The sequence below is a fragment of the Kribbella sp. NPDC050241 genome (genome assembly GCF_044459685.1).
Classification (GTDB): Bacteria; Actinomycetota; Actinomycetes; order Propionibacteriales; family Kribbellaceae; genus Kribbella.
In genome coordinates, this window is sequence record NZ_JBITJE010000005.1 from 363,838 (window position 1) to 375,875 (window position 12,038).

The following is a 12,038-nucleotide window of genomic DNA, read 5'->3' on the forward strand; positions in this document are numbered from 1 at the left end:
CCGTACCCCCGTTGCGGGGTTCGTACTCCGGCGGACGGGTCCGGAGAGGGGCAGCGCGATGGATCCGGAGGAGACCGGTGATGTGGTGACGCCGTCGGATGGACGGTTCCGGGCAGGCGTTGCAGGTCAGTCTGACGGTCTTTTGCCAGTACAGGCAAATAGGGGCCTCGACGCCCTAACAGGGCGTCTGAGAACCGTCAGTGTTCCCCGGGGTTCGCCGACTTGCGCGGGCGGCGGGCGTACTTGGTGAAACCGGCGCGTTCGGCGTCGGCCTCGCTGCGGAACCAGACCTCGGGTTTGGTCCGGCCGTAGTACGGCGACTCAGGGGTGTGGAACAGCATCGACTGGGCTTTGCCCTTGATGGTGAACCCGTCCGGCGGACCCTGGTGCGGTACCGCATCGGCCGAGCCCACACCGTACCGTCCCGGCGGTACGTCGTCGTGCACCTGCGCCTCGGTCGCGTCTGTGTCGGGATCTGCGTCGGGATCTGCGTCGAAGAGCGTCAGCTCTTCGGGCCGGCCTGGTGCCATCAACCGGGAGAACACCGGCTCGGGCGCGGCCGGGTGCTCGGCCTCGGCGACACCGGCCCCGACCAGGACCGCTTCCTTCTCCTCGACCGGTTCTTCCGCGACGGGCGCCGGCCGAGGGAGACCGGCGGGTACGCGCCGGTCGAGCAGGACCCAGGTGATCGCCGCGCCGAGCACGAACGCCAGCAGTGACCACAGCCAGTTGTTCCGCAGCAGCGAGCTCATCAGTGCGCGCCTTTCGACGGTCGGAGGCGGTACACCAGCCAGGCCGCCGCGCTGCCGAGCACGAACGAGACCAGCAGCAAGATCCAGACCTGTGCGATCAGCCAACTCATGGAGTCCCCTAGAGAATCTACGGACCACGGATCCCGACGACGGTAGCGGATACAGCCCGCGGACAGCACCAGCGGCCGATCGCTAGAGCACGCGGATCTGTACGCGGCGGTTCGCGATCCGGCCGGCGGCGGTGCCGTTGCTCGCGACCGGGAAGGATTCGCCGTATCCGTTGGCGAGCATCCGGTCGGCGGCGACGCCCAGCCGGACAAGTTCGCGCTTCACGGCGGCGGCCCGCTGTTCGGACAGCGGCAGGCTGGACGCCGCGGAACCGAGGTTGTCGGTGTGGCCGGCCAACTCGACGCGCACCGTCGGACACGACTTGAGTAGCGTCGCGGCCCGCACGACCGAGGACTTCGAGGCGTTGTTCACGATCGACGTCCCGGACAGAAAGATGATCGTGTGCTGCCGGGTGAACTCCGACAGCCGGCTCTGGAAGGTCCGGCACGGCTCACTGACTTCCGGCTTCTGCGCCGGGACCTCCATCTGGTCCGCGATCACCGCGCCGGGGACCGCCTTCGCCGCGGCGCGGGCCACGGTGGCCTTGGTCGCCTGCTCCGGCACCTCACCCGTCAGCGTCACCGTGGTCCCGTCGTACCGGACCGACGCGTCGCCGGTCCCGATCGCGAGTGCGTGCAGGAGCGAGGAGAGTACGGCGGCGTCGGCCAGGCCGGTCGCGGCGTCGACCGTGATCCGGTTGTCGAACGCGCGGTCCGGGCCGAGCACCTGGTCGACGTCGGTGGCGATCGCGTCCTTGACCGCCTGGTCCTTGACCACGGTGCGGACCCGGATCGAGCTGTCCGTCCGGCCCACCTCGAACGGCGGCATCGACGATTCGGTGCGTGCCTCGGTGGGGGACGGCGTACTGCTGGAGGTCTGTGCGGCTGGTGCGGATTGGTCATCCTCGGTGTCCGCGATCGACGGAATCAGCACAGCGGTCAGCAGCACAGGTACGGCGAGTGCTGCCAGCAGCCAGACGACGACCGGCCGCCGAACGAATCCGGGCACTGTTCCTCCGTCGGGTGCGGTCAAGAGTGACCGTGCGCGTGGACATTACTCCGCTTGGCGCCCCGACTGCACAGCACCGACGGGAGCGTCGCGATGATCACGAGACCATTTTTATTCGAATGTCTTCTTTTCTTAACCTGGAGTACTCGGTAGGGTGCGGACAGTTCCCTCACCGCTCCCAGGAGGTAACGACATGCGAATCCGATTGCTGGTCGCCACCGCGCGCCGCTCACGTCGTACTCCGGGATTCCGACTCCCGGCTTCTACAGCGACGCGGCGATCCAGAAGCTGAAGGCGAAGGGCATCCCTGCGTCGAAGCTGCTGCTCGGCGTCGGGTTCTACGGCCGCGGATGGACCGGCGTCACGCAGGCTGCTCCGGGTGGCGCCGCTACCGGTGCGGCGCCGGGCAAGTACGAGGCCGGGATCGAGGACTACAAGCTGATCTCGACCCGGTGTCCGTCGACCGGGACCGTCGGCGGTACGGCGTACGCGTTCTGCAACGGGCAGTGGTGGGGGTACGACACCCCCGACATGATCCGCGGCAAGATGTCGTACGCGAACACCCAGGGACTGGGCGGTGCCTTCTTCTGGGAGCTGTCCGGTGACACCTCCGACGGGACGCTGATCACCGCGGTGAAGTCGATCGGCTGACACCACCTGAACCGCCGACCGGACCGCCGGCCGCGCCCACCGTCCTGGGCCGGCCGGCGGTTCTCCGGGTCCAGTGGTCCTGTCCTGTCTTGGACAGTTCGCATTTGTGCCAGGCCCCCGCGCAGGGAATCCCTTGACTTACTTCCCGCCGTAAACCGTACTTAGTGCGGGTCGGGGTCGACAGGGGAGGGGCGCGCATGGAGAGGCCGTCGGATTCGTCGTTGATCATCGGTGTGGCCACGTCCACGGCCGAGCGGGTGCAGCTCGCACGGTTGCTGGGTGGGGCGGACGCGTTGTTGCTGGTATCGAGTGCCGAGCAGGCTCGTACGTTCCTCGCGCTGACCGGGGTGACGTCGTCGGCCGGACCGGTCGTGCTGACCCCGACCGTGCTGCCCATTGCCGAGCAGCATGCCCAGATCATGGCAGTGCCCACCCCTGAACCCGAGCCGGTGCTGGAGGAGGAGCTGTACCTGGACGTCGATCGCCGGGTGGTGCGGTGGAAGGACCGCGAGGTTCCCCTGACCCGGCTCGAGCACGACTTCCTGCACTGCCTGGTGGAGGAGCCCGGCCGGGTCTGGACGTACCAGCACCTGCACCACGCCGTCTGGGGCAACGAGCACCTTGGCCACGGCTCGCACATCCACTCCGTGGTGAAGCGGCTCCGCCAGAAGCTCGCCAACCTCGGCGCCACCGTCACCATCCACGCGGTCCGCGGCGTCGGCTTCCACCTGCTCCCGACGGCGTAACTGAGGTAGCGTTTGCGCCGGGTCGTGACTGGCGCATGAGGTGGGCGAACCACCGGGGAGCGATCTCGTCTGGATGACGTACGCCGAGCGCCTGGGCTTCTGGATCGACCGGGAGGCCATGTCATGAATCGGGTCATGAATCGGGTCATGAATCGACCGTTGCTGGTCGGCATCGTCAACATCACCGAGGACTCGTTCTCCGACGACGGTCGCTACCTTGCGGCGGACAACGCGATCGCCCATGCGCGCCGGTTGCACTCCGGTGGCGCCGACATCATCGAACTCGGCCCGGCGTCCAGCCACCCGGATGCCGCCAAGGTGACGCCCGAGCAGGAGATCGCCCGGCTGGCTCCAGTGCTGGATGCGCTGGGCGACCTACCGCTGGCCGTCGACTCCTACCATCCGGCGACGCAGCGGTACGCCGCCGAGCACGGAGCGACGTACCTGAACGACATCCAAGGCTTCCCGGACCCACATCGGTACGACGAACTGGCCGCCCTGACCTGCCGGCTGGTGGTGATGCACTCGGTCCAGCACCTCGGTCCGGCCACCAGGGTTCGTACCGAGCCACAGACGATCTGGCCGGCCATCGAGCGATTCTTCGACGCCCGCGTCACCGCCCTCGAGTCAGCCGGCATCACCCGCGACCGCCTGATCCTGGACCCCGGCCTCGGCTACTTCCTGGGCAGTACTCCGGAACCGTCGCTCACCGTCCTGGCCAACCTCAGCCGCCTCAAGAGCCGCTACAACCTCCCCGTCCTCGTCTCCCCGTCCCGCAAGTCCTTCCTGCGCACGCTCACGAACACGGCGCTGTCCGACATCGGCCCCGGCACCCTCGCCGCCGAGCTCCACGCCACCACCCAGGGCGCGGACTACATCCGTACCCACGACCCGGCCGCCCTCTCCACCGCACTCATCGTCCACACCACTCTGACGAATGGCGCCGAATGCCTCAGCACGAAGCGATAGTCGCCGTACTGCGACAAGCCGACCGAGTACTCGTCATCCGCCGGGGCCCGGAGGCGCGCATGCCCGGATACTGGGCGCCTCTCAGCGGGACCCTCGAACCCGGCGAGAGCCAGCAGCAAGCCCTCGTCCGCGAGGTCCGGGAGGAGGTCGGCCTGGCAGTCACCCCACTCGCCAAGGTCTGGGAGTCGACCACCGCCGGAGGCGACTACCTGCTCCACTGGTGGACCGCGGCGGCATCACCCGGCGAGGTGACGGCGGATCCGCGAGAGGTGGGCGAGACCCGCTGGGTCACTCCCGCACAGTTCCTCGCGTTGCAGCCGATCTTCGCGGGCGACCGGGAGTTCTTCGGGGAGGTCTTCCCGCGGTTGTGAAAAGGGACCGGCCCCACCCGGAAGATCCGAGTGGGGCCGGCTCCGACTACGTCACTGCTACTTGATGGACTTCAGGGCGAAGTCCTCGGTGATCGGTTCACCGGCGAGGAGCCGGGCGGTTCGGGTCTGGGGCTTGTAGCCGTCCTTCGCGGCGATCAGCGTGAGCGGGTTGTTGCGACGGTCCAGCCAGTAGGCGTAGTTGCCGTCCTTGTCGGTGATGAAGGTGTAGGACTGCGCCCACGAGTCCACCTCCACGATCGCCCCCGGGAGCGGCGCGCTGGCCCCGGACGAGCTGACGCCCGTGACGGTGCCCTGCAGCTTGCTCCAGGTCGTCGGCGGGGTGACGTTCATCGTCACGTCCACCGCGGGAACGGAGTAGGGGGTGTTCTCGCCGATCGTGACCTGCCCGCTGTACGTGCCGGGCTGGTCGACGTTCGCGTCGAGCGTGACCTTGACGGTGGTCGACTGGCCGGGAGCCAGCTGCGCCTCGGTCTTGTCGATGGACATCCAGCTCACGTCCGCCGACGACTCCGAGCAGCCCTCGAGACCCGGCAGGGCCTCGCTGTCCACCGTGGCGGTGAAGCCACCGGACGAGCCACCGATCTTGTAGAAGCCGCAAGCCGCGCCACCGCGGTACCGCGGCAGGTTGGAGTTCGGCAGGGCGGACCAGCTGTCGGCCGCCGGGTCATAGGCGAACCCGGCGTTGGTGACGGCACCGGCCTGGACACCGCCGACGACCAGCAGCTTGCCGCTGGCGACGGCGTACGACGCCGCCCAGTGGTCGGCCGGAGCGTCCGGGATCGCGGTCCACGAGTTCGCACCCGGGTCGAAGACGTAGGCCGACTTCAGCGAGTTCACGCCGTCGTTACCGCCGGCGCAGTACAGCTTGCCGTCGATGGCGCCGCAGGATGCGAACGCGACCGACTTCGGGTAGTTCGCCAGCGTCTCCCAGCTGTTGGCGGCCGCGTCGTAGCGAACCACCGTGTTGCTCATCGGGAGACAGGCCGAGGTCGTGCAGCCGCCGACGGCGTACAGCTTGCCGTCGAGGACCGCCTGACCTGCAGCGGCCCGGGGCGCCGGGTTCGCGGCGAGCGCGCTCCAGGCGTTGGCGGCCGGGTCGTACGCCCAGGTCGCCGGGTCCGGACCAGCGGCGGCCCAGCCGGAGCTGGCGATGATCTTGCCACCCACGACGCCGACGGTGATGGCGTTGCGAGCAGCCGGCAGCGGAGCGATGGCGGTCCACGCCATCGTCGCCGGGTCGTACACATAGCTGTTCGCGGACGAGACGCTACCGTTGCCACCGGCAATCGAGTAGATCTTGCCGTCGAGGTTGACCACCCGGTTGTCCATCACGGTCGCCGGGTAGTCGGCGATGTCGGCCCACGGTGCGGCCAACGGGTTGGCGGCCGCGGTCTTGACGGCCGTCTTGCCCGACATCACCTGGCCGAACGAGGTCGGCACCTGCAGCCTCTGCAGCGGGGCGCCGGCGCCGGTCAGCACCTGCGTCTTGCTGGTGGTGGAGCCGTTCGCGTTCTGCAGCACGAAGCCGTTGTCCCGCTCGCCGAACTTGACGTCGACGCCGGCACCGCCGGTGTTGGTGACGGTGAACGACTTGGTCACCTTGCCCGACGGCAGCTTCAGGTTGCCCGAGACGCTCCCCGGCGTGACGCTCAGCCGGCCCGCGGCCAGTGAGTAGTCGGCTGTGGTGACCCAGTCGGCCTCGACGCCCACCGTGTGCTGCGCGGTGACGTAGTTGCCGGCCTTGGCGGTGAAGCCCTGGTCGCCGGACTCCGAGGAGTACAGCCAGTAGAAGCCGTCGTTCAGACCGGTGTCCTCGGGCGTCGCCACGGTGGTCGCGGTCTCGGCCGGGTGGCCGTCACGGGTGACGACCGCACCGATCACGAAACCGTTCGTGTTGGCGTCCTTGACGTTGCCGACGACGATGCCGCCACCAGCAGGCTCACAGGTGACCTGGCTGCCGATCAGCACGTTGTCGAGCTGCCACCACCACTCGTACTGCGCGTTGTAGTAGTGGAACCGGACCTGCACAGCGGACTTGCCGGCCGCCTGCGGGATCGCGATCTCCTTGAGCCCACGGACGTCGGCTGCCTGGGTCAGCACGTTGGCCCAGGTGGCACCGCCGTCGATCGACAGGTCCACGTCGGCCTTCTCGCCGCCGAGCCAGTTGAGGTCCTGGTTGAACCGGATCACCGGGGCGGTGACCGCGGTCAGGTCCACGACCGGGCTGACCAGCGAGGTGTCCTGCGAACCGCTCGGACCGTACTTGTCGCTGTCGATGATCGCGGTACCGCCGGTACCGCCGGCCAGGTTGCCACGGGCACCCGGGTCGTTGAACTGCCAGACCTGTCCGTTGCCCTTGTTGTCGACGACGGACCAGCCGCTCGGCGTGCTGCCGGAGTCGAACGTCTGGTAGGTGCCGTCGGAGCCGTACCGGTAGCCCGGCGCCGTGGTGCAGGCGTCGGTGCGGACCGGGACAGCGATGTTCTTGGTCAGGTTGCCGGAGCCGACCGTGATCGGCTCGCTGACCGTCTGGTAGCCCGGGAACTTCGACTCCACCTTGAGCGAGTACGCCGCGCCGGCCGGAACCATCAGGCTGAAGCGGCCGTTGCTCGGGGTGGTGTAGTCGAACACGCCACCCGGACCTTCGACGCTGACCTTCGCGTACAGCGGCCAGCCGTGGCCGGAGCCGTCGGTGATGCTGCCGCCGACGTTCACCTGCGGCGAGCTCGCCAGGGCGAAGTTCTGGGTGGTGGTGTTCCCGGTGGTGATGGCGACCGTGGCGGTCTGGGTCTGGTACCCGAACGATGCCGCGGTCAGGTCGTAGCTCCCGGCCGGAAGGACGGACGAGAACGCGCCGGTGCTGGTCGTGGTCAGCACGCGGTCCGGCTGACCGGCCTGCTTCACCGTCACGGACGCGCCGGCGAGCGGAGCACCACCGGTGGCGGCGGTGACGGTGCCGGACAGGGTGCCGGTGTCGCCGATCGGCGCGGCGTTCAGCAGGGCGAGTGCGTCCAGACGGCCCTGGCCGAACACGTTGTTGTTGGCGTCGGTTCCGCCGCACTGGCTGTTCGGCGTGTCGATCGCGGTCTGGTTCAGCAGCGCCCGGGTGGCGTCCACGTCACCCTTGAGAGCCGGCGACGCGGCCCACAGCAGTGCGACGGTGCCCGCGAGGTGCGGGGTGGCCATCGACGTACCGTTGAAGGCGCCGTAGGTGTTGCCGGGGAGGCTGGACCGGACGTTGACGCCGGGGGCCGAGATGTTCGGCTTGATCGTGCCGTTCTGACCGACACCACGGCCGGAGAACGACGCGATGTTGTTGTTGATGTCGTAGGCGCCCGCCGAGTAGTTGCTGGTCAGGCTGCCCGGCGACCCGCTGCTGTTGCAGCCGAGATCACCACTGTTGCCGTTGGCGAAGGCCCCGAAGATGCCGGAGTCCTTCCAGTTGTTGGTGATGTCCTCCATGAACGGGTCGTTCGACGGCAGCTGCGAACCCCAGGAGTTGTTGATGATGTTCGGCCGCTTGCTGGCGTCGGGGTTGTTCCCGGCCAGGTCGGTCGGCTCGAGCATCCACTGACCGGAGGCGATCAGGGCCGCGTCGGTCGGGCAGCAGCCGTTCGCGGCGATCCACTTGACCCCCGGCGCGACGCCGATCTGGTTGCCGGCGCCGTCGTCACCGGCCATGGTGCCCATCGTGTGGGTACCGTGGCCGTTGCCGTCGCACGGTGCGTTGCCGCAGGTGCCGGCCGCGTCGAACCAGTTGTAGTTGTGGTCGAACGTGCCGTCGCCGTTGTTGCCGCGGTACTGCTTGACCAGCGCCGGGTGGTCGTACTGCACCCCGGTGTCGATGCTGGCGATGGTGATGCCTTCGCCCTTGTCGCCGAACTGCGACCAGACGTCGTCGGCGTTGATGTTGGCGATGCCCCACTCGACCGCGTTGATCTCGTGCTCGGTCGTGCCCTGGGAGATCTTGGGCACCTCGATCTTCATCGGGGCGTACAGGCCCTCGACCTCGGCGTGGGTGGCCAGGTTCTGGGCCAGCGTGAGCGATCCGCTGTTGATCCGGATCGCGTTCGTGCCCCAGAAGGCCTGGTACTTGACGTGCTGCGCGTCCAGCTCGGCGCGGATTGTCGCCTGGCTCTCCGCGGCGGTCTTGCGCAGTGCCGCGGCGACGGCGGTGCCGCGCTCGTTCCAGTTGGTGATCTTGCCGGCGGCGGTCAGGTCGGCCTTGGCGGCGAACCGGACCCAGTAGTCGGACGCCGCCTTGGCGTCCTTGCCGTCCAGTTGGGCCATCAGCTCCGGCTTGATCTTGCTCGCCGGAGTGGCCTCGGGCTTGGTGGGCGGTGACGCCTGCGCCTGGCCGGCACCTGCCAGCCCGGTCGCGACGACGGCCACCGTCGCCAGGGCGCCCACCAGAGTTCTGGCGAGCCCCCTTCGTCTCATGTCTGACATCTCTGCAGCCCCTCACTCGAAACGACCCCGAGTCGACTCCCCCGAGTCATTTGGTGCAGAGGTGCAAGGGTCCTCGCGTGGGCGGATTCGAGTCCCGTGCGCGAACGCTCCGTGCCCCCCAGGTCGCGACATGTGACGCCGCGAGCCTGACGAGGACCCTATGTGTCAGATCACAGGAGGAACAAGCACACATGGTGAGCAAGATGTGACTAGCCGTCGCCCTGAATCGAAGCAACGTGGTCAAAGATTGGCAGTCCGTTGACGATCCGAGGCAGAGGTTGACATCGTGATCAGATGGTCACCGCCCGTGTCCCCGCCCCCGAGGACGTCGACCTGATCACGCCCGACCGGGAATCGTTTCCGCTGCTGATCGCGGTCGCGGCCTCCCCGGAGGATCGTGTCCGGCTCGCCGAGCTCGTCGACGACGTCGCTCCGCTGCTCCTCGTGTCCAGCCTCGAGGAACTGCGCAAACTGCTGGCGCCCGCCCTGCAGTCCCCGCCGGCCCCGCCCGAGCACCCCGAACCACCCGAGCCCGAAGCGGTCGGGGCGGTCGTTGCGACGACGGCCGAGGATCCCGATACCGACGTACTGACGATCGACCGGATCCACTCGGTCGCCCGGTGGCGCGGCCGCGAGGTCCAGCTCACCGAGCTCGAGAACGACCTGCTCACCCGGCTGATGACGGCACCGCTGCGGGTCTGGACGTACGACGCCCTGCACCAGGCGGTCTGGCGCAACCGGGACCTGAGGGGGACCGCCGATGTGCACTCGGTGGTGAAGCGGCTGCGCCGCAAGCTCGACGAACTGGGCACCACGGTCACCATCGACTCGGTCCGCGGCACCGGGTTCCGGCTCACCGATCACCAGCGCCCGGCGATCATGGGGTTGCGGGCCGGCTGAGCGTTCCGTGTCTTTCCCGGGGCTGTTCTCTGTTCGCCGGGCGTTCCTCATCGCTAGCCTCATCGGGTGAGTTCCCTGCCGCACCCGCGACGGGTCCCTCGAGTCGCGGAGATCGTCCTGGCCTTCCTCGCCGGTGCCGGGACGTTCGTCGTGGTGGCAGTACTCGCCGCCTGGATCACCTCGGATGCGCTGATCGTGATCCTGGCCGTTCCGCTGGTCACCACTGTCGTCCTGGTGACCAAGTTGATCGGCATCGCGTACGCCGTTCCGATCGCGATGGCAGGCATGCTCGCCTACGACTGGTACCACCTGACGCCGACCCATCCGCTCGGGTTCCCGGGCTGGTCGAACCTGGTGGATCTGCTCGTCTATCTGGCGGTGTCGGTCCTGATCGGCGAGCTGGCGGCGCATGCGACTCGTCAGGCCCAGACCGCCGAGGTGGCACGAGCCGAGCTCGCCGACGAGCAGGCGGCGCTGCGACGGGTGGCGACCGGCGTCGCGGAGGGGGTGCCCGCACAGGAGTTGCTCGCAGCGGTGGCCGAGGAGGCCGGGACGCTGCTCGACGTGGACGGGACCCGGATCGTCCGCTACGAGGGCGACGACCTCGCGCATGTGACCGCCTGGAGCAGGCCCGGCTACGATCCCGGACCCTATGATCGCGTCAGGCTCGAGGGCAGGAGCGTGGCCGGCGACGTACGCCGTACCGGCCGCGTCGCCCGCATCGACGACTACGAAGACATCGAGCACCGGCTGCCGCTCACCCGCGGGCTGGGCATCAAGTCCGTGGCCGGAGCACCGATCGTCGTCGGCGGCGAGCTGTGGGGAGTGATGGTCGTCTGGTCCACGGCCGAGCCCCTCCCGGCCGCCACGGAATCGCGCCTGACCGACTTCACCGAGCTCGCGGCCACGGCGATCGCCAACCTGGAGGCACGACGGCAGGTCGAACGTCTCCTGGACGAACAGGCCGCGCTGCGGCGGGTCGCGACGCTGGTCGCTCGTGGTGGGCGTTCGGCCGAGGTCGTCGAGACGGTCATCCGTGAGGTCGGGGTGCTCTGTGATGCCGACCTGGCCAGGCTGGAGCGCTACGAGACGGACGGAACGGTGACCGGGGTCGGCGTGTGGAGCCGGAACACCGATCATCAACTGTCCAGCGGTACCCGCTTCGTGCTCCAGGGACCGAGCATCGCGGCGCTGGTGCGAGAGACGGGCCGCCCGATGCGGGTGGACAGCTTCGCCGGCGCGTCGGGCCCGATCGCACAGGAGGCGCAGGGGCTCGGGATCCGGTCCTCGGTCGGCTGTCCGGTCGTCGTCCAGGGCCGCCTGTGGGGTGTGATCGCGGCGTCGTCGACGGGCGATGTGCCGTTCCCTCCGGACACCGAGTCCCAGATCGGCGAGTTCACCGAGCTCCTGGCGACGGCGATCTCGAACCTGAAGGCGCACGCCGACCTCGAGGCGTCCCGCGCCCGGATCGTCGAGACCACCGACCTGGCCCGCCGCCGGTTCGAGCGTGACCTGCACGACGGAGTCCAGCAGCGGCTTGTCTCGCTGGGCCTCGAACTGCGTGGAGTCGAGGCGGCCGCAGCACCCGACCTGCGGCCCCGGCTCGCCCAGATCAGCAGCGGGCTGGACGGTGTGTTCAACGACCTGCGCGAACTCTCCCGGGGCATCCATCCGGCGATCCTCTCGGAGGGTGGTCTCGACCCCGCGCTGCGGGCGCTCGGACGGCGTTCGGCCGTTGCGGTCAAGCTGGACGTGAACGTCGGCGAACGGCTCGCGGAACGGGTCGAGGTGGCGGCGTACTACGTCGTCTCGGAGGCGCTCACGAACACGGCGAAGTACGCCGAGGCCACGCTGGTCGAGATCCAGGTCGCGCTCCACGACGACGTCCTCGAGCTGAGCATTCGCGACGACGGCATCGGCGGAGCCGATCCGGCCCGGGGCTCCGGCCTGATCGGACTCACCGACCGGGTCGAGGCGCTCGGTGGGCGGATCTCGATCACGAGTCCGGTCGGCGAGGGTACGTCGCTGCACGTCGAGCTCCCCCTCGAGGTCGCCTGATCGGC

Annotated in this window: 9 protein-coding genes and 1 riboswitch; of the genes, 6 read left to right on the forward strand and 3 right to left on the reverse strand. The window is 68.8% G+C overall.

The genetic code is table 11. The features are described from left to right. Nucleotides 1–197: 197 nt before the first annotated feature. The gene (locus ACIBG5_RS25265; RefSeq protein ID WP_396393925.1) at nucleotides 198–752 is read right to left on the reverse strand and encodes a hypothetical protein; all 555 of its coding nucleotides are present in this window, start codon (nucleotides 750–752) and stop codon (nucleotides 198–200) included. Nucleotides 753–944: 192 nt separating this feature from the next. Then, nucleotides 945–1,868 carry an OmpA family protein gene (locus tag ACIBG5_RS25270; protein WP_396393926.1) on the reverse strand — a complete coding sequence of 308 codons (924 nt, stop codon included), beginning with the start codon at nucleotides 1,866–1,868 and terminating at the stop codon, nucleotides 945–947. A gap of 246 nt (nucleotides 1,869–2,114) precedes the next feature. On the opposite strand from ACIBG5_RS25270, the gene ACIBG5_RS25275 reads away from it, so the two are divergent. From ACIBG5_RS25275 to ACIBG5_RS25290, 4 genes are all read left to right on the forward strand, one after another. Next, a complete protein-coding gene (locus ACIBG5_RS25275) occupies nucleotides 2,115–2,519 on the forward strand; it encodes a glycosyl hydrolase family 18 protein (RefSeq protein ID WP_396394166.1) in 405 nt (134 codons plus the stop codon). A gap of 197 nt (nucleotides 2,520–2,716) precedes the next feature. Further along, nucleotides 2,717–3,265, forward strand: coding sequence for a winged helix-turn-helix domain-containing protein (locus ACIBG5_RS25280; protein ID WP_396393927.1), 549 nt, complete (start codon nucleotides 2,717–2,719; stop codon nucleotides 3,263–3,265). 14 nt (nucleotides 3,266–3,279) lie between these two features. Further along, a riboswitch (ZMP/ZTP riboswitch) is annotated at nucleotides 3,280–3,369 on the forward strand. A gap of 43 nt (nucleotides 3,370–3,412) precedes the next feature. Beyond that, complete coding sequence (gene folP / locus ACIBG5_RS25285) at nucleotides 3,413–4,234, forward strand: dihydropteroate synthase (protein ID WP_396393928.1); 822 nt, start codon at nucleotides 3,413–3,415, stop codon at nucleotides 4,232–4,234. Beyond that, nucleotides 4,213–4,605 carry an NUDIX hydrolase gene (locus tag ACIBG5_RS25290; RefSeq protein ID WP_396393929.1) on the forward strand — a complete coding sequence of 131 codons (393 nt, stop codon included), beginning with the start codon at nucleotides 4,213–4,215 and terminating at the stop codon, nucleotides 4,603–4,605. The genes folP and ACIBG5_RS25290 overlap by 22 nt, the downstream gene beginning before the upstream one ends. A 57-nt stretch (nucleotides 4,606–4,662) precedes the next feature. On the opposite strand, the gene ACIBG5_RS25295 is transcribed toward ACIBG5_RS25290, so the two are convergent. Beyond that, nucleotides 4,663–9,066 carry a S8 family serine peptidase gene (locus ACIBG5_RS25295; RefSeq protein WP_396393930.1) on the reverse strand — a complete coding sequence of 1,468 codons (4,404 nt, stop codon included), beginning with the start codon at nucleotides 9,064–9,066 and terminating at the stop codon, nucleotides 4,663–4,665. A gap of 303 nt (nucleotides 9,067–9,369) precedes the next feature. Between ACIBG5_RS25295 and ACIBG5_RS25300 the strand changes: the two genes are divergently transcribed. Both ACIBG5_RS25300 and ACIBG5_RS25305 read left to right on the forward strand, forming a co-directional pair. Then, the gene (locus tag ACIBG5_RS25300; protein ID WP_396393931.1) at nucleotides 9,370–9,975 is read left to right on the forward strand and encodes a winged helix-turn-helix domain-containing protein; all 606 of its coding nucleotides are present in this window, start codon (nucleotides 9,370–9,372) and stop codon (nucleotides 9,973–9,975) included. Nucleotides 9,976–10,041: 66 nt separating this feature from the next. Continuing rightward, a complete protein-coding gene (locus tag ACIBG5_RS25305; RefSeq protein WP_396393932.1) occupies nucleotides 10,042–12,033 on the forward strand; it encodes a GAF domain-containing protein in 1,992 nt (663 codons plus the stop codon). Nucleotides 12,034–12,038: the final 5 nt, after the last annotated feature.

Excerpts from the sequence above, each read along its gene's own strand:
- ACIBG5_RS25265 (WP_396393925.1), bottom strand. The coding sequence starts at position 752 with ATGAGCTCGCTGCTGCGGAACAACTGGCTGTGGTCACTGCTGGCGTTC.
- ACIBG5_RS25280 (WP_396393927.1), top strand. The coding sequence starts at position 2,717 with ATGGAGAGGCCGTCGGATTCGTCGTTGATCATCGGTGTGGCCACGTCC.
- folP (WP_396393928.1), top strand. The coding sequence starts at position 3,413 with ATGAATCGACCGTTGCTGGTCGGCATCGTCAACATCACCGAGGACTCG.
- ACIBG5_RS25290 (WP_396393929.1), top strand. The coding sequence starts at position 4,213 with ATGCCTCAGCACGAAGCGATAGTCGCCGTACTGCGACAAGCCGACCGA.
- ACIBG5_RS25295 (WP_396393930.1), bottom strand. The coding sequence starts at position 9,066 with ATGAGACGAAGGGGGCTCGCCAGAACTCTGGTGGGCGCCCTGGCGACG.
- ACIBG5_RS25300 (WP_396393931.1), top strand. The coding sequence starts at position 9,370 with ATGGTCACCGCCCGTGTCCCCGCCCCCGAGGACGTCGACCTGATCACG.